The sequence below is a fragment of the Halomonas sp. SpR1 genome, assembly GCF_031010175.1.
Taxonomy (GTDB): domain Bacteria; phylum Pseudomonadota; class Gammaproteobacteria; order Pseudomonadales; family Halomonadaceae; genus Vreelandella.
In genome coordinates, this window is the sequence record NZ_JAUAMB010000013.1 from 114,085 (window position 1) to 131,524 (window position 17,440).

The 17,440-nt window shown below is 52.4% G+C and carries 14 protein-coding genes; 4 read left to right on the top strand and 10 right to left on the bottom strand.

Annotation, left to right across the window (positions count from 1 at the left end):
• Positions 1-324: 324 nt before the first annotated feature.
• On the top strand, positions 325-531 hold the full coding sequence (locus tag QT231_RS11575; protein WP_007111402.1) for a cold-shock protein: 207 nt from the start codon (positions 325-327) through the stop codon (positions 529-531).
• A gap of 134 nt (positions 532-665) precedes the next feature.
• Here QT231_RS11575 and QT231_RS11580 read toward each other — a convergent pair whose 3' ends face one another.
• The gene (locus QT231_RS11580) at positions 666-1,532 is read right to left on the bottom strand and encodes a putative RNA methyltransferase (RefSeq protein ID WP_308337013.1); all 867 of its coding nucleotides are present in this window, start codon (positions 1,530-1,532) and stop codon (positions 666-668) included.
• A gap of 55 nt (positions 1,533-1,587) precedes the next feature.
• Positions 1,588-2,517: a DMT family transporter gene (locus QT231_RS11585; protein ID WP_308337014.1), complete on the bottom strand. Its 930-nt coding sequence runs from the start codon at positions 2,515-2,517 to the stop codon at positions 1,588-1,590.
• Between the two features lie 97 nt (positions 2,518-2,614).
• Here QT231_RS11585 and QT231_RS11590 point away from each other — a divergent pair, with 97 nt between their 5' ends.
• Positions 2,615-3,550: a LysR family transcriptional regulator gene (locus tag QT231_RS11590; protein WP_308337015.1), complete on the top strand. Its 936-nt coding sequence runs from the start codon at positions 2,615-2,617 to the stop codon at positions 3,548-3,550.
• On the opposite strand, the gene QT231_RS11595 is transcribed toward QT231_RS11590, so the two are convergent.
• Entirely contained in the window at positions 3,547-4,296 is a 750-nt protein-coding gene (locus QT231_RS11595) for a helix-turn-helix transcriptional regulator (protein ID WP_308337016.1), read from the bottom strand. The genes QT231_RS11590 and QT231_RS11595 overlap by 4 nt on opposite strands.
• Positions 4,297-4,457: 161 nt before the next feature.
• Between QT231_RS11595 and QT231_RS11600 the strand changes: the two genes are divergently transcribed.
• Positions 4,458-7,928, top strand: coding sequence for an acyl-[ACP]--phospholipid O-acyltransferase (locus tag QT231_RS11600; RefSeq protein ID WP_308337017.1), 3,471 nt, complete (start codon positions 4,458-4,460; stop codon positions 7,926-7,928).
• Positions 7,929-8,129: 201 nt separating this feature from the next.
• Here the strand turns inward: QT231_RS11600 and QT231_RS11605 are convergent, their stop codons facing one another.
• The 7 genes from QT231_RS11605 to QT231_RS11635 all read right to left on the bottom strand — a co-directional run bounded on the left by QT231_RS11605 (position 8,130) and on the right by QT231_RS11635 (position 16,200).
• Positions 8,130-9,455 carry an HlyD family type I secretion periplasmic adaptor subunit gene (locus QT231_RS11605; protein WP_308337018.1) on the bottom strand — a complete coding sequence of 442 codons (1,326 nt, stop codon included), beginning with the start codon at positions 9,453-9,455 and terminating at the stop codon, positions 8,130-8,132.
• Positions 9,452-11,116: a peptidase domain-containing ABC transporter gene (locus QT231_RS11610; RefSeq protein WP_308337019.1), complete on the bottom strand. Its 1,665-nt coding sequence runs from the start codon at positions 11,114-11,116 to the stop codon at positions 9,452-9,454. Before QT231_RS11610 ends, QT231_RS11605 begins: the two co-directional genes overlap by 4 nt.
• On the bottom strand, positions 11,116-12,477 hold the full coding sequence (locus tag QT231_RS11615) for an insulinase family protein (RefSeq protein WP_308337020.1): 1,362 nt from the start codon (positions 12,475-12,477) through the stop codon (positions 11,116-11,118). The genes QT231_RS11610 and QT231_RS11615 overlap by 1 nt, the downstream gene beginning before the upstream one ends.
• The gene (locus QT231_RS11620; protein WP_308337021.1) at positions 12,474-13,598 is read right to left on the bottom strand and encodes a hypothetical protein; all 1,125 of its coding nucleotides are present in this window, start codon (positions 13,596-13,598) and stop codon (positions 12,474-12,476) included. Before QT231_RS11620 ends, QT231_RS11615 begins: the two co-directional genes overlap by 4 nt.
• 451 nt (positions 13,599-14,049) lie before the next feature.
• The gene (locus QT231_RS11625) at positions 14,050-14,229 is read right to left on the bottom strand and encodes a hypothetical protein (protein WP_308337022.1); all 180 of its coding nucleotides are present in this window, start codon (positions 14,227-14,229) and stop codon (positions 14,050-14,052) included.
• A gap of 520 nt (positions 14,230-14,749) precedes the next feature.
• Positions 14,750-15,187, bottom strand: coding sequence for a toxin-activating lysine-acyltransferase (locus tag QT231_RS11630; RefSeq protein ID WP_308337023.1), 438 nt, complete (start codon positions 15,185-15,187; stop codon positions 14,750-14,752).
• A complete protein-coding gene (locus QT231_RS11635; protein ID WP_308337024.1) occupies positions 15,181-16,200 on the bottom strand; it encodes a hypothetical protein in 1,020 nt (339 codons plus the stop codon). The genes QT231_RS11630 and QT231_RS11635 overlap by 7 nt, the downstream gene beginning before the upstream one ends.
• 403 nt (positions 16,201-16,603) lie before the next feature.
• Between QT231_RS11635 and QT231_RS11640 the strand changes: the two genes are divergently transcribed.
• On the top strand, positions 16,604-17,200 hold the full coding sequence (locus tag QT231_RS11640; protein WP_308337025.1) for an AMP-binding protein: 597 nt from the start codon (positions 16,604-16,606) through the stop codon (positions 17,198-17,200).
• The last annotated feature ends 240 nt before the right edge of the window (positions 17,201-17,440 follow it).

A 17,440-nucleotide genomic window follows, 5' to 3' on the forward strand; every position in this document is an offset into this window, starting at 1 on the left:
TCTATCAAGTGGTAAAGCATGAAGCTTTCAACGGCTTCACCGAAAGTGTATTGAAAATGGGCTGGTAATAGCGTCTTTCACTGACCCCATAGGTAAGATAATCCAGAAAGGCTTTGACACACGTTAGAATTCATGACACTGTAGCGTCAGTTGGTTAGCAAGCAAGCATGGTTTCAGAAGTGTACGAAAAAGATTTAGAAATGTACGAGATAGACGTGTACGTAATCTTTCGGCAAGACTGCAATTGTATTCCTTGTTTTATCCGCTATTAATCTGGGTGATACCAGGAACTTTACAATGCGCTTTGCGCGAAAGGATTTTACTATGTCTACTGGCACAGTTAAGTGGTTCAACGATACTAAAGGCTTCGGTTTTATTGCTCCTTCTGACGGCGGCGATGACCTGTTTGCCCATTTCTCTGAAATTCAAGCAGACGGCTTCAAAACCCTGCAAGAAGGCGCTAACGTCTCTTTTGACGTTACCCAGGGTAAGAAAGGCCTTCAAGCTTCAAACATCAAGCAAATCTCCTAACATTTATTGTTAGCAGTTTGCTCGAACCTCCCGAGGTTCGGATAACAAGGCTCGCTTATGCGGGCCTTGTTGCGTTTTGAGTATGTTGCGTTTGGAGTATGCTGCGTTGGGAACTTAAGCCCCCCCCCCCTTTCTTATATCCGCGCATATATCAATATTCGCACATCCACCGTCACTGTTAGCTCCTCAAGCGCCGCCGCGCGAGCCCGCCCTTCGGCGCTGGCCCGGTAAAAATGCGGTGTCATCGCCAACAGATCGGCAATTTTTTCGCTTCCCTTCAGTGTTAACGAGTAGCTAACTCTTTCGCTGCTTTGGTTAGAAAAACCTTCCGGTGCTTCCACCTCACTCGAACGTTCGGGTTTTAATGTGGGATAGATAATCTCCCGCAGTTCTCGCAAATGATCAGGCCCTGCCTCTACTTGCAGCAGCACACCGCCCGTTTTTAGCACACGAGCAAACTCGCTAGCCACAGGAAAGCCAAACATGCACAGCACGCTATCCAGCGTTCCTGTTTGCACCGGCAAGTGCGCATTGCTACCCACCACCCAACTACTTAGCGGTGATTGCTTAGCATCTTGCCTGGCAGCAGCCAGCACCGCCCACTTAGAGATATCCAACCCCATCAGCGAAAGTGACTGCGCGCTAGCCGCAGCGTCAGCTAATTGGCGAAGGTAGTAACCTTCCCCACAGCCCGCATCCAGGCAGCTAAACGGTTCACTGCTTAGCAATTGAGACTCAGCGTAGCCCAACACTGCATGACCGACGGCATCCGCGATGGGATGATAGTGCCCAGCGTCAAGAAAGCGCTGGCGAGCAGCCACCATTGTCTTGCTATCACCCGGATCGTGGGAGCGTTTTTGCTGCACCGGCAGTAAGTTAACGTAGCCCTGCTTGGCGATATCAAAGCTGTGTCCCTCAGGGCAGCGCCAAGCGCTGCCCGAGTGAGCTAACGGCTTGCCATCTAATGGGCAGGCCAGCGCCTGGAAAGGAGTGATGCTCATAGCTGTTTCGGTAACCATTGTGGAAGGGTTGGAAGTGCAACGGAGGGCTGACCATTCAGCGCGTCACCAGGACAATGCCGACCAAAATAACCCCGCCGCCGATCAGAAAATTGATGCTTAGCGGCTCGTTGAGCAACAGGGTACCAAAAAGGACGCCGAAAAGCGGGCCTAGAAAAGAGAACACGCCCAACTGGGACGCGCGATAGCGGCGAAGCAGGGTAAACCACAGCATCAGCGCGGCAAATGAAATAATCAGCGCCTGAAAAGCGAGGCTAGCAACCGCCATGGAAGTAAACTGCGCGCTCACTAACTGCCCCGACAGCGCCGCCACTGGCAGTAGCAGCAACGCCGTCACACTTAGTTGATAACTCAGAGTGAGCTCTGCGGGGGCCTCAGACAACGATGTCTTGCGGATCACCACCGTCGTCGCCGCCCAAGAGAACCCGGCCAGCAAACCCAACGCATCACCGATGAGGATATCGGTGCTATAGGATCCGCTCGGCGCCATGGCAATCACCATGCCCAGAAAAGCCAAGCCAACGCCCCACCACTGGCGAAGGGAGAGCTGCTCCCCTGGTACCCAAAGATGCAGTCCAAGGGCTGCGAAGATGGGCGCGGTGTAGAGAAAGACCGACATATGCGATGCCAATGTGTAGGTCAGCCCCCAGGCGACAAAAGCGAACTCGGCAGCAAAGCCAAGGCCAACCAGTAACCCAGGGCCCCAGTTGTTCCCCACATCCGCCCAGCGAATGCCGCGCCAATAGGCAAGCAACCCCACCAGACAGCCGGCGATAGCGGAGCGCAGGGCGATCTGCACCACAGGTGAGATATCCTCAGCCACGCCTTTAATCGCCACCTGCTGAAATCCCAGCACCAAACAAAACAGTAGCATTAGCGATGCTGCCGTAGCATCCACAGACTTTCGCCGCGTATGCCCTAGCATGCTGGCAGTATGGGCATTTGAGGCTATCCTTTGATTATTCATAGTGAGCTCCTATAACATCAAGGCGCTCATTGGAGCAGGAAGCGAAACGGCATACAAACGATTACTTATCAAACCTAGGCTTAGGAAAACTCACGCCATGAGAATTGAGAGGCTTCCGCTGAATGCACTGCGCGCATTTGCCGAAGCCGTGCGGGAAAATAGCTTCAAAGCCGCCGCGCATCGTTTAGGGGTGACCCCTGGGGCCGTTAGTCGACAGGTGAAACAGCTTGAGGATCGCTTGGGCGTGGTGCTATTCGAACGGCATGCCAATGGCGTGTGCGCAACCGAAGCAGGCCGAGGGCTTGCTGAAGATGTGCAAGCGGGTCTTTTGCGCATCGCCAGTGGCGTGCAGAACGTCACCGAGCGCTCAGAAGACGCTTTTCGCTTGCTATTGAGTGCGCCACCTTCTTTCCTACAGCTTTGGCTACTCCCCCGCTTACCCGGTTTTGAAGCCAATGAGCGGCAAATAGAGATCTCTCTGGATGCCGAGGCGCGCTTGACGCCGCCGTTATGGATGCCCAACAGGGCGCGCTTATCGTTGCGCTACGGTCAGGGGCCCTGGCCCGGCGTCACCAGCCAGCGTCTGTTTGAAGATACCCTCTTTCCCGTTTGCTCTCCCACCCTGTTAGCGCAGGAACATATACACACGCCCGCCGACTTGCTGGCCCAGACACTGCTCACCGTGGATTGGTGCAGCCAGGCGGGTCACCCTATCCCAAACTGGTACGATTGGTTTAAAAACGCCGGGGTGGCGATACACAAGATCCCCCACCAGCGCCAATACTCGCTCTACAGTTTGGCGCTCGATCAGGCTATGGCCGGGCAGGGCGTGGTGCTGGCCAGCTACCCGCTGGTGGCCGACCGGCTCGCCAGCGGGGTGTTGGTGCGCCCATTTGCGGAGCACTACCCGCTCGCCTCATCATTCGCCTATGAACTGATTCTGCCTTGTGAAGGCGTAACACCACCGGCGGTGTCCCGCTTCATCGAGTGGCTCGAGCAAGAAGCCGCTCGCTTTCGTGGCGCATCGCTTTAGGGCTTTGCCTCGGCTTCTCGTTTGTAATCCTGAAACAGCCCATACTGCCACTGCCTTACCGCCAGCACTGACGTGGTGCCAAACCGCTGATGAATAGGCAGCCCGCTTTCTCGTTCACACAGGGAGTGGAACTCTTTAGCAAGACGCTGCATGGTCTGCTGCCATTCGGCATTACCCGCGGGGGATAACAGGCCATTGAGTACCATCAGCTTTTCGCTGTCGCTATCAAAACGGGAGCGGAAAAACTCGTTAGCAATGTGCTGCTGAAAGAAACGCTGGATCGGCCCATTCGCCCGCCAGCGAAAATTAGCGGCTAACCGCCGCCTGATGCGGTTGCCGGGAAGTAGATCAATCAACTGAAGCCGCTCAAGCTTGAGTAACTGCCGGGTGCACTCCGGTTCACTTAGCTGGTACTGGTGATGAATTTCGTCGAAGCTATAGCCATTGATAACGCACACGGCTACCAGGAACAGCTCGCGGTCATCGACGATACTTTGCTCCTGGGCCTGAGTCAGTTCCTGGAGGCGCTGCTCCCCTGCCTGCATGGCCTGCACCAGCTCTGCGAACTCAAGGTTAAGCTCATCACAGATGCACTCCAGCCGCGCCAGAGTAAAGTGCTTTTCAGCGAACAGGCGCTTCACCGAAGCCTCGCTCAGCGCTAACCACCGGGCAACATCGGCGTAGGTTTTACCCTGGGCGCGCAGCTGGCGTTTTAGCGTTTCAATCAGAGAGTCGGCTTGAGACATGGAAACCTCATTAGGGGGGGGCACGGAAGCATTACACGTAAAAGTATCGCATAATGCTACCAAACAGCACTCATATCACAACTTTGTGTAAATGGGTTGCAACAAGTAAGCCTCATAGAGAAAGTGCTACCACTTACGGGGATTTATAAGGCTACACAACTATGCATCGACTGCTGCACTTAAAGGGCGCTTGGCCCTATCTGATCGCTATCTTTCTCAATGCCTTTGTGGATTTGGGGCACAAGATTGTCATTCAGAATACGATCTTCAAAAGTTACGATGGCGAAACCCAGGTCGTACTCACCGCGCTGGTTAACGGGCTTATACTGCTGCCGTTTATTTTGCTGTTTAGCCCGGCGGGCCACGTGGCAGACAGCTACCCCAAGGTGCGTGTTTTACGCGTCTCGGCCTGGGCCGCGGTGGCGGTTTCTCTGGGCATTACGGCTGCTTACTATCAGGGCTGGTTTTGGCTGGCATTCGCGATGACGCTGCTGCTGGCTATTCAGTCGGCCTTCTACTCACCGGCCAAATACGGCTTGGTGAAAGGGTTGTTCGGCAAGCCGCGCCTGGCAGAAGCCAACGGGCTGATTCAGGCCGTCACGATTGGCGCCATTCTGGCAGGCACTGTGGCGTTTACCGCCCTGTTTGAAACCTGGATAACACCGACTGATCAAACCCCAGCGCAGCTGTTGCGCCAGATAGCGCCACTGGGCTGGCTATTGGTGCTTAACAGCGCTATTCAGGTGGCAACGCTTTATCGTCTGCCGCTGGATAACACCACGCGACCGGATACCCCGCTCACCTGGCAGCGCTACATCAAGGGCGCTGCCCTGAAAGATAACCTACGGATTATCGCCCGCCAGCCGGTCATCAGGCTCTCCATTATCGGCTTGGCCACCTTCTGGTCGGTAGGCCAAGTGCTGCTGGCAGCCTTTCCTGCCTATGCCAAAGATGCGTTAAATATCGATAACACGCTGGTGTTGCAGGGTATTCTGGCGGCTAGCGGTATCGGGATTGCGCTGGGTTCCATGCTGGCCAGCAAGTTTTCACATAACCGCATAGAGACAGGCTTGATCCCTGTCGGCGCCCTCGGGGTAGCCCTGGGGCTATGGTGTCTGCCGCTGTTAACCACGCCTGTTGGCCAAGCGCTGAACTTTGTGTTTATCGGCATGATGGGTGGGCTATTTATCGTACCGCTTAACGCGCTGATTCAGTTTCACGCCGCCGACAACGAGTTAGGCACCGTACTGGCTGCAAACAACTGGATTCAAAACATCGCCATGTTGGGCTTTTTGGTGCTCACGGCGCTGTTCGCTTTGGCGGGTGTGGATAGTCATTACTTGCTGTTACTGATTGCCACGGTGGCGATGGTCGGCGGCGGCTACACCATTGTTAAGCTGCCGCAAAGTCTGGTGCGCTTTCTGTTGAGCTTCCTGCTGACACGCCGCTACCGCGTAAACGTTCATGGCTTGCAAAACCTGCCCGCCCAGGGCGGCGTGCTGCTATTGGGCAACCATATCAGTTGGGTGGATTGGGCCATGGTGCAGATTGCCAGCCCCCGCCCTGTGCGCTTTGTGATGCTCAGATCGGTTTATCAGCGCTGGTACCTGCGCTGGTTCTTCAAAGCCCTGGGCTGTATTCCCATCGAGCGCGGCAGCGGTGCCGAACAGGCGCTAGCCGATGTGGCGGAACAGCTCAACGCAGGTGAAGTGGTGTGCCTATTTCCTGAAGGGGCGATTAGCCGCACTGGCCAACTGGGTGAATTCCGCCGCGGCTATGAGCGCGCCTGTGAAATGGCCAACCCCGATGTAAAAATCGTGCCTTTCTACCTGCGCGGCCTGTGGGGCAGCCAGTTCTCCCGCTCGTCCAGCAAGTTAAAGGAACTGCGCAACGCTCCGCTGCACCGCTCGGTTGTGGTCGCCTTTGGCAAACCGCTGCCCAAAGATACCCCCGCTGATGTGCTTAAACGGCGCATCTTTGAGCAGGCTACCCGTTCCTGGCAGCGGGCCATGGACGAGCTACCCACCCTGCCAGATGCTTGGATTCAAAGTGTTAAGCGCCGCCCTAGCGACCTTGCCCTGGCAGATACCCTGGGCCGCCCACTCAACGCAAGCCAGGCACTCACCGCCAGCCTCCTGCTAGCAAAACGTGTTCGCAAGCTCAACCCAGGGCAGAACGTTGGCCTACTGCTGCCGACTAGCAGTGGCGGGGTTATCGCCAATATGGCCACGCTGCTGGCGGGTAAGACGCTGGTAAATCTTAATTACACTGCCGACCCAGCGGCGCTCTCTTCTGCCCTTTCCCAGGCTGAAATTACCTCCGTGTTCACCTCACAGCGATTTGTGAAAAAGCTTGAGCAGCGTGGTCTCGACGTTAACCAGCTACTGAGCGGGAAGCAGGTGGTGTACCTGGAAACCCTGCAAACCACGATTGGCCGCGCCGAGCGTTTGAGCACCTGGCTTGCGGTGAGAATACTGCCGATGTGGCTACTTCAGCGCTGCTTCTGCCGCAGCCATGATACCAACGCCACGGCGGCGATTCTGTTCTCAAGCGGGAGCGAAGGCGAGCCCAAAGGCGTGATGCTCAGCCACCGCAACCTGATGGCCAATATCAAACAGACCTCCGACGTGCTCAACACCCAGAGCAACGACGTGGTGATGGGCTCATTGCCGCTGTTTCACGCCTTCGGCCTAACGGTCACTCAGTTACTACCGCTGATTGAAGGACTGCCGCTGGTGTGCCACCCCGACCCCACCGATGCCCCTGGCATCGCGGGCGCGATTGCCAAGCACAAGGCCACTATCATGTTTGGCACCTCCAGCTTTTTAAGGCTGTTTGTACGCAGCTCAAAAGTGCACCCGCTAATGCTGGAAAGCCTGCGAGTAGTGGTTGCCGGGGCGGAAAAACTCGATGACAACGTACGCACCAGCTTTGCGCTGAAATTCCACAAACCCATATATGAAGGCTACGGCGCCACTGAAATTGCCCCCGTCGCTTCGGTCAACCTTCCCGATGCCATGGGCGTTCACTATCAACAGGTGCAGCGGGGCAGCAAGCCAGGCACCGTGGGTATGCCGCTGCCTGGCACCAGTTTCAAGATCGTCGACCCGGAGAGTTTTGAAGAGTTGCCCACCGGCGAAGCGGGGATGATATTGATCAGCGGCCCGCAGATCATGCAGGGCTACCTGAATGACGCCGAGCGAACAGCCAAGGCGCTCCACGAGGCCGATGACCACCGCTGGTACATCACAGGAGATAAAGGCTTTATCGACGAAGACGGCTTTTTAACCCTGATTGACCGTTACGCCCGCTTTGCCAAGATTGGTGGCGAAATGATCAGCCTAAGCGCCGTTGAGGCAGCGGTTAAAGCGGCTCTGGAAGATACAGATACGGCGCTGATGGCGGTTAGCCTTCCCGATAGCCGCAAAGGCGAGCGCATTGTGCTGCTGTCAGAAACAGCGCTGGATGCCAAAACCGTTAAGGCCGCGATGCTCGCCAACGGCACCTCATCCATGATGATCCCCAGCCACTGGTTTACGGTGGAGACCATTCCTCATCTCGGCTCTGGCAAGGCAGATTTCGCAGGGGCGAAACGTTTGGCTCAAGAACTGATAGAGGAAGAGCTGAAGTAATAAAAAAGCACCAACTAGTGCTGTACAGCAAAGCATCGCTACTCGCTGTACAGCACTCGCTCCTCGCAATAGCACAGCCCAGAATTCAGGACACCTCTTGACTACCGAGAGGAGCTTTTTAGGTAAAGGGGTTTATAGATGAAGCTGGTGCTTTGTCGCTGGTGAGAGGCTCTGGGAGATGATCAGATTTGGGAAATCCCTCTACCGCTCTCCCAGTGAATTCTGCACCGCCTCTACTATCGGGGCAAAGAAGTAGCTGATAATTCTTCTATGATCGGTTATTGCGTCAACTTTCGCCGTCATACCAGGACGCAAATAGAGGCGCTCCGCTCCCATCTCAAGATAGTTTTGTTCAGGCTGAATTCTGACAACATAACGCCACTTCCCCTCTTTAGACTCAGACGAATCTGCCGCAATATCAGAAACAACACCCTGTATAAAACCGAACCTTTCGGAAGGGTAAGCTGAAAGCCGAATATTAGCCCGCTGCCCAACTTTCATGAACCCGATGTCCTGATTAGAAAATGTCCCTTCAACTTCTACCTTAACATCAGTTGGCACAATTCGAAGTAGCTCAGCCCCAGACTCGGCAATACCGCCTAAAGTAAAAACCTTCAATTGATCAACAACCCCAGAAGCTGGAGCCTCAAGCGTTGCAGCGTCAACTCGACGAATTGCAGCACGTTCCTTTTCCGACAATGTGGCAAGGCGAGTATCAATCTCAGCGTACCTATCAAGTAAGGAGCTACGCAGATCAGCTTTGATACGGCGGCGCTCACTTTCAAGGGCCATGCGCTCAGCAGCCTTTTGATCCAGCTCGCTTTGATAGACGCCACGTTCGCTTTCCAGTCGGGTAAAGCCTTCTTGAACATCAAGGAAGTCAGATCGGCTGGTGGCACCTCGCTCCACCAATTGCTCTATAGCTTGTAACCGCTCTGACTGGATTTCGAGAACGGCATTCAATCGGGCAATATTGGCACTGGTAACCGCTTCAGAACGGCGGTTTGTCTCTTCACGCGCATCGATCTGTTCTAGAGATGCCAAGAGGTCGTTGACCTCAGCCAGCAGCAACTTACGCTGCTCTTCTGCAAAAACATGTTCATCCAAGTCACTAGGAGGGCTGAACCCAGCAAGCGACTGATCGATGAAATCAGTTGTAGCCGGATCTAAATCAAGCGCATCGACCATGGCGTCAATTCGCGCCATCTCGATGCGAAGTCTGTCCTCTTCCGCCTGAATGGTTCCCAACTCGGTCAAAGCCTCTGTGGGATCAAACTCTATTAACACATCTCCTTTCTCAACTGAGTCCCCATTTTTAATATGAATCGCCGTAATACGGCCCGAGAATTCAGGCTGGACAACCTGAACACGGCTAATAGGCAAAACGCGCCCTTGCCCCTTTGCAACAACCTCAATCTTTAGTACAAACGACATCAACAAAATGATGGCGAATACTAAAACCGTAAAAAAAATTGTCCCGTGAAGTGTCGGTGACCGGATATTCATTGGTTTAGGGTGATGATTCACAATGGAGCCTCAAAATCAACAATCTGGTCAGAATCTCCAAAAATATTCGGGTTGTGTGTGATGATAATCAGCGTTGTTTCATGCTTTAACTTATGAAGCTCTGCCGCCATCTGACGCTGAGCCTGTGCGTCGAGAGCGCTCGTCGGCTCATCAAGAATAATGACCTTGGGCCCGCGAACCAAAGAGCGCGCTATAGCAATCCGCTGCCTCTGGCCTCCCGAAAGTGCAGAACCACGCTCACCTACATCCGTATCAAGCCCCTCAGGCAATTGCGCGACTAACTGATCCGCCGCTGAGATTCTTAACGCGCGCTCTAGTGCCTCATCCGAGGCTTCTTCGTCGCCTAGAGTAAGGTTTTGTCGCACAGTGCCAGCAAACAGATAGGGTTCTTGGGGAACGTAGGCAATCCGAGTCCTCACATCATGTGGTTCATACTGGGCAATATTTTCTCCGTCTAACAACACCTCGCCACTGTCTGGAACATCAATCCCCGAGGCAAGCCGTCCAAAGGTGGATTTTCCAATCCCAGAAGGGCCAACAACCAGCGTCAAGGTGTTAGGCTCAGCACAAAAATTAAAGTGGCGCAGAACAGGACTCGAAGGAGCGTAATGAAATTCAACGTCACGGAATTCTAAACGCGCTTCAATTTTTGTCGGCAGCCTTGGTAGCGTGCTAAAAGGCTCCATTGGCGAATTCACGATATCGCCTAAACGTTGACGCGAGACGCGGACGTTTTGCCACTCTTCCCATAAACCTGAAAAGCGCTCGATAGGCTCGGTCACCTTGCCGGCTAAAAGGTGGAAGGCAATCAACTGTCCGAGTGTCATTTCACCGGCAAAAACAGACTGCGCGCCAAAATAGATAATACTAATGGTGATCGCTTGCTGGATAACAAACAGCAGCTTACTGCTCCAGATTTGCAAAAGCCCTACACGATAGGACGCATTGAGGCTGGCATGCAGCGTTTTATCCAGCCGCTCCAGCACCTTTTTTTCTGCGCTCAATGCCTTGATAGAATCGATACCAGCAATACTTTCGACCATCTGATTCTGGTGCTGTGCGCCAGCGTCAAACTCAGCACGAAGTCGGCGGCGCAGAAAGGGCCCAAAACCGAAATAAATCAGAAACTGAATAGGCAGGGCTACTAAAATAATCAGCGTCAGCGACACCGACAAGGTGAACAACACCCCGATGTAGATGAACACAAAGACCACATCTAGCAGCACCCCTGTTGTCGTTCCAACCAAAAAGGCGCGTATCGTATCCGTTTCACCGACACGGGCCATACTTTCACCCACGGACCACTTGCGAAAATGACCGAACGGCAGTTTGAACTGATGATCAAATATCTTGGCGCCCAGCTCGCGAGTGACACGATTAGCTAACAATAACCCCAACAGGTCGGATAGCACCTCAAACCCGAGCTGAAAAAGACTGACAGCCACAAATATAGCGGCAACCACTAGCAAGGATGCTTCCCGCTGAAAAGGCAAGATCCGGTCAATAATCACCTGAAATATAAAAGGCTCAACCAAGCCGATAAGGCGCAAACAGATCGCCAAGAAAATCAGCTCAATATACAGCGGTGTAAACTTCCATAGCGTCTTGCCGAACCAGGAGAGTGCAATCTCACCGGTCTTGTCATGTGTGCTATCCATCATCAGCAATCAGCGGCTTCACGCGGGGTTGTGATCACACATGCTTCATGCAAAGCATCTACCTCTGGTGAGACGGCGATAACGATAAATTCATCCACACTGGGGAAAGCCGTTGTCAGCCGTTCATTCAGCGAGGCGTCTGTTACCGCCTCAAGCTCTTCGTTTAACGAACGTTCTGTCGGGTACCCATCCAGGGCACTTTCTAGTGCGCTGCGCGCCTGCGCCGTCACTGAATCGGCCACCTCTGAGAGATAGGATGCCAAGTGCGCTTTGTGGTCGGCTAGCTCACCTTTCAGGCCGCCTTGGCGGAAAGTGGCATACGCCTTACGAACCACTTCTTCGGTCTCTGCTACTTGGTTTGTGTCAACCTCTCCAGCCTGGAAGAGAATGCGATCCTCCCGGGTATAATTGTCCATACCCGCACCAAAACCATAACTGGCACGCAGTTGTGTGCGGACGGCGTCAAAGAGAACACTTTGGTCATCGCTGCCAAGGGCATGCGTCAGGATCGCATCTTCAATCTCACCACCTTTGCTAGTCGGGGGGAGCGGCGCAATAAACGCCAGCGTTGACACGTCTGCGTCTGGCATATGGAGGAGAATTCGGCGTGGTGTAAAATCTGACGAGGCGGTTTGTTGCACTTCCCGACTTTGTTCCGGCAACGCTTCGAATAGCGCATCTAGGGCAGCCCCGGCTGCGTTGGCGTCTATTGCGCCTGCCACTGTGACCACTTCAGGGGAACGCGTAAACGTTTCGGCATGCCAGGTAATGATGTCATCTCGGGTGAGTTCATCCAGGCCATGCAGCGATAAGGCATTGCGCAAGGGCTGTTCACCAAATACCGCCCAACGAGCTGCTTCAAAGCCAGCGGCGGCAGGCTGTGAACGCTCTTCCGTCACGCTCTGCTCAATCCCATCACTTATCCGGTTCAACCAGGCCTGCTCCAACAAGGGCTCACGCAAGTGGGCGTTGGCAATCTCGATCACCTCACTGACATCGTCCCGTTCAAAGACGAGTTCACCCACAACATGATCATTTGCCACCCCATATAGAATGCCTTCCGCATTAAGATCCGCCAGGCGCTCGCCTACCTCACCCGCCGGGTACCCCTGTGCACCACCGGCAAGTATCAATTCCGATCCAACCCGTGCTGCTGCCTGATTGGTATCCTCTCGGTAAGCCCAATCAGTCGGCCAGGCGACATTAACGGCAACTTCGTCACTTTCAGGCATATGAAGCAAGATATACTCAATGCCTCCTGGGCTGACTTCATTGCTGGCAGTAGGATCACCCTTATCGTCGTCTTCTGAAGAACAAGCAGCCAAGCTGATAATCATTGCAGTAAGCAGTATAAGTCGAATCATTCAAACCTCTCCTTGGGGCCGATAAAAGCAACGGCAGTTCGTCCTTCCCCGGCTATTTCATTTAACAGGGTATTGATCGTTTGATGCGCAAGCGTTTGCTCAAGGCGTTTCACATCATGTAATGGCAAGGGTTTACGCAGCGTAGAGACCCGCTCAAGGGTATAATCCGCCATCCAGCGCGCCGTTTCGTCGCCGTCATCCCAGTCGGGCCAAAAGTGCTCAAAGCGGCTTAAAACACGTTGATAGGTCTGGTCAGGAATGCCAGTGCCAGAAATCTCAGCCAGCGTTTCCTCAAAAACCGTCCGCATAGCGGTCAGTGATACGTCACGGTCGGGTCTCGCGGTGAAGCTCAGTTCGATATGGCGCTCGTCAACTGGCCAGATTTGCACATCAAAACGGCGTGCAATAGCGGCATCAAAACGCAAAGGGCCAGCAAGGCCGCCGACCAGGTTGGTGTTAAGAATATTTCCAAGCAGCGTCGTATGTGCTTCCAGCAGATCAAACGGCACGGCCTCAGGCAGCGCCACCACACGCCGGAAGATGACTCGCGCAGAGGCATCCTTCTCCGGGTAACGCAGCAGGGTCTCGGCAGGTGCAGCCAGCTCGAACGTTGGAGACTCGATATCCGCGTTAACGTTTTGCCCCTCAGGCCAGTTGGCTTCCTTCAGCGCTCGGCTCACTTCTCGCTCAGTGATATCGCCAGTCACTACCAGCGTGGCATTTTCTGGACGATGGGTAACCGCGTGCAACGCGCGGGCGTTATCGTAGGTGAATCCACTGATGTCATCTGGCGTACCCAGTACCGAGGACGCAATGGCATTCTCGGCATAGAGAAACGCATTCATCGACTCAGTCGCTTGTGCATCCGGTCTATCGACCATGCGTGATTCGTATTCCCGCGAAATGATATCCCGCTCTTCGTTAGCAAATTCCAAAGAAACCTCAAGAGGGTCAAAAAGCCCTGAAAGAGTTTGCAGTATATCGTCCAGCTCATCGGGCTTACCGGACAACCAATAACCGACGGCGTAGGCATTCGTCCAGGCGTTAGAGTGCCGGTCAGCGCTGCGTTGCTTGGCACCCACCGCATTCAACCAAGCAAGATGCTCAACATAATGGGCCAACCCCGGAGCTGTGTTTCCGTGCCTAATAATGACATGAGCCTGAACTTCCTGAGCCCCGGTGCTTTGGACATAGACGCGATACTCCTGACTCATGAAAAGGATATTGAAAAGCCAGAAAAGCAGAAATAAAGTGATAATGGCGATAATTCCCAGTCGCTCATAAGGGTGTATTAATATTTCAAGGAATTTACGTAACATCATCACCCCAAGCGCTTAATAATCAACCAACAACTATCAATATTCCACCAAAAGCTAAAATACGAATATCCTTATCCATTGAATACCCAGCTTCCTAAATTCAAACATTAAAAATAGCCACTATAAAAATCATCAAAAAAATTTCTAAAGAAAACCTTACCACCCCCTTTAAACCACTATTATCTTATAACGCTATTAAAAATTAAATTACAAATCAACGATATAATTTCCATCAAAACAACCACCACACCCCTCACTTTTTATTTGACTTCATTTCAAAAATCGCAAAAACCTCACACACTAAAACTGTAGCAAAAAACAACAATAGAGAGCGGGAAAAACTAACCTCCCCCCCATCCCCAAAGTCAAAAACCATAGACAATGCCGTAAGAACAGCTGCAGCTTTTATTGATTTTTTTCCAGGCTTCCACATACCCCCCCCCTAATGTGGAAGGGAATCATGTCCCTTCCACAACCTTCATTAAGGCTTTTAAAAAAATCTAATTAAAATTAAAGAACCGAAGATATACCGCCCATTATAGCGCCGCCAGTTCCTCCAGTTGCAGCACCACCTACTGTAAGCACTCCAGTTTTAACAGCTTGTCTTTGACCGCTTGTTACAGGCCCACGACTGGGGGCATTCAACCCACCAGCGTTACCTGGATCACTTCCGCCGCCTGGACCACCATAAGGCCTACTACGACTGCCACGGGTGCTTCCCATCATATTGCCTCCGGCTGCATTACCTCCACCACCGAAGCTAGTCGTGCTGTAGAGATCAATCATTGACGATTGAGATACATTTTGCATGTTTAATTTCCTTCTGGTTGCGGATCGGATCTGTTATCGTCACCGCTGTCGTTGTTTGCTGGGTTTGTCTACCCAGCGGCTTCACTGGGTGGAAGGATCGCTACATCCCTCCACCCATTCCCGCTTTTATTAGCGGGAAAAACTTATGCTTTTTCTTGTTTAAGACGCAAATTCCATCGATTAATGCTACGCACTGAGCCATCATGACGACGGCGCAAGCTAGTGGCGATATAGTTGGGAAAAAGGTTATGCGTTATGTCGTAAACTATTTCTCGTGTATTGCCGTAAGGCGTTATCCAGTCGTTAAAAAACAATCGGTCACCGCTACTCCACTCATCTTGACCTAACGCACGTCCAGTGACGTGTACATCACGCTCAACTTCCTCAGATAGCCAGGCCCAGGTCACCATGCCTGTAGGCAAGTCCTCCGACGTGATATAAAAACGCACTTGATTACAGCCAACTGGAGGCAGAATTTCCGTGCAAAAATAGTCGCCCAGTTCGAACTGCCGATGGTATTCAGACTGGGCCAGTAGCTCGAGCGCATAACCGACGCTGGTGTAGTAGTCGATGCTCACCATACAAGCCTCTCCTTGGAAGCTTTTCGCATGTAACTTGCCTTAACATCTTTCGTTATGTTGACGTGGTGCTCAAGCGCGCGCTGCAGGTTAATGCGATTATTCGGCAGTGCCGTCTGACAGGTCAGCACCACATTATTATCTGAATTTGACTCAACCCAGGTTGCGTAACCCACCGGTTTGTTGTCGTTATCTAACGCAATAAAGGCTGTACGCTCTTGCAGATTTTTTAAACAATTCAGATAGTAACTTTCAATTTTTTGGTAAGATGCTTTACTTCCAGACTCAACATCCAACAACGCCATAATGCCCAAGCTTCGATACGCATCAACCGCTGGTTGCTCAGCATCAGATGGCGGCAAAACCGGAAGGGGGTTCCTTACCCCTATATCAAAGCTTGCCATTTCATCAATGGGCAGATACGCCATGGCCTCGCGACCGCTTGAAAACAATGCAGAGACCGATTTATTATCCGTGGCACAAAACATCTGCACGGCGGCTAATCGCGCTAGAGGATAATTTTGATAATAGTGATAAGAAATTTCCGAGTGGTTTAAAGCATCCGTCAGCACTTCGACACAATCACCAAGATAAAATCCATTTTGACCGTGCCAAACATCTAGTAGTGAAGCGTGAAGCTGAGCTAGATATGCTTTTACATAATCCAGTAAAAGCAACTCACCAATAAATGCACAGGTTTCACGTGCGACAGGCGGCATTAGCTCATTCTTGGATAAGAGCATCTGTAATGCATGTGCCGTCTCGTGGGCAAGACAAAGAAGGTCTTCAACCCGTCCGTACCAGTCCATAAAAACCGCAGGTGGCTGGCCACTGCCCTGGCAAACAGTATAGGGAGCTTCTTTGCAGTTATTCAGAACCCGTAACTCAACATGATTGCATAACAGGTGCTGCATTTCGCTAACGTTATCGAAAGCTCTAGCTAAGGCGGGAACAACAATATTTTTATAACAGCTATCTTGAGAGGAGAGTTTATTGTTTATGAAATCATCTACCACAGATACCTTCCTATCTGCGCTTAAAAAAGAAGGAAGGCACTCAAGTTTTCCTTCGCCCAGAGCCGAGATAACACCCTTTACCCTGGGTGCACTCACTCCATGAAGCGATAGCCAATCAGTACACGTAAACATGCTTCCCTCGTCTCGTCCCTTGAAAACCTGAGTGCAACCCAAGCAGATACTTCACGTGAGTTTTATCACTCCCAAGAACTCCATAAGCTGAAGAGCGGAATTAGAATAAAAACCATACATCGCACGCTCATCAACCAAAACTGTATTAGAAACGTAGCATCTATAGACGTAATAGGTATGTAAGATATCTCTGAGAAGCTTGTAGATTGTAACTTACAACTTTCGTGGAACAGCGATCTCAAGGCAATCCCATGCTAAGTAATGACTCACTATCAGCAGGGGTAGAAAGCCAGGCACCGTGGGTATGCCGCTGCCTAGCACCAGTTTCAAGATCGTCGACCCGGAGAGTTTTGAAGAGTTGCCCACCGGCGAAGCGGGCATGATATTGATCAGCGGCCCGCAGATCATGCAAGGCTACCTGAATGACGCCAAGCGCACGGCCAAGGCACTCCACGAGGCCGATGACCACCGCTGGTACATCACAGGAGATAAAGGCTTTATCGACGAAGATGGCTTTTTGACCCTGATTGACCGTTACGCCCGCTTCGCCAAGATCGGTGGCGAAATGATCAGCCTCAGCGCGGTTGAAGGGGCAGTTAAAGCAGCTCTGGAAGATACAGATACAGCGCTGATGGCGGTTAGCCTTCCCGATAGCCGCAAAGGCGAGCGCATCGTGCTGCTGTCAGAAACAGCGCTGGATGCCAAAACCGTTAAGACCGCCATGCTCGCCAACGGCACCTCATCCATGATGATCCCCAGCCACTGGTTTACGGTGGAAACCGTTCCTCATCTCGGCTCTGGGAAAGCGGATTTCGCAGGGGCGAAACGTTTGGCTCAAGAACTGATAGAGGAAGAGCTGAAGCAATAAAAAAGCACAAACTAGTGCTGTACAGCAACGCCTCACTATTCGCTGTACAGCACTAGCTCTCCGCAATAAAACATTTCAGAATCCAACACACCTCTTAGCTTAGCCATTGTTCACCTGGATTCATAGAATAACCGCAGCACTTTGGATCACACAGTAGAGGAAGGAGGGCCAGCGCCGGTACCCTCTCGACTTTACCGACCAAAGTGAAGCAGAGCATGGGATACCGACAACTGACCCAGG

Bases quoted from the DNA above. Each gene is read 5' to 3' on its own strand.
- QT231_RS11575 (WP_007111402.1), top strand. From the start codon at position 325: ATGTCTACTGGCACAGTTAAGTGGTTCAACGATACTAAAGGCTTCGGT.
- QT231_RS11580 (WP_308337013.1), bottom strand. From the start codon at position 1,532: ATGAGCATCACTCCTTTCCAGGCGCTGGCCTGCCCATTAGATGGCAAG.
- QT231_RS11585 (WP_308337014.1), bottom strand. From the start codon at position 2,517: ATGAATAATCAAAGGATAGCCTCAAATGCCCATACTGCCAGCATGCTA.
- QT231_RS11590 (WP_308337015.1), top strand. From the start codon at position 2,615: ATGAGAATTGAGAGGCTTCCGCTGAATGCACTGCGCGCATTTGCCGAA.
- QT231_RS11595 (WP_308337016.1), bottom strand. From the start codon at position 4,296: ATGTCTCAAGCCGACTCTCTGATTGAAACGCTAAAACGCCAGCTGCGC.
- QT231_RS11600 (WP_308337017.1), top strand. From the start codon at position 4,458: ATGCATCGACTGCTGCACTTAAAGGGCGCTTGGCCCTATCTGATCGCT.
- QT231_RS11610 (WP_308337019.1), bottom strand. From the start codon at position 11,116: ATGATGGATAGCACACATGACAAGACCGGTGAGATTGCACTCTCCTGG.
- QT231_RS11615 (WP_308337020.1), bottom strand. From the start codon at position 12,477: ATGATTCGACTTATACTGCTTACTGCAATGATTATCAGCTTGGCTGCT.
- QT231_RS11625 (WP_308337022.1), bottom strand. From the start codon at position 14,229: ATGTGGAAGCCTGGAAAAAAATCAATAAAAGCTGCAGCTGTTCTTACG.
- QT231_RS11630 (WP_308337023.1), bottom strand. From the start codon at position 15,187: ATGGTGAGCATCGACTACTACACCAGCGTCGGTTATGCGCTCGAGCTA.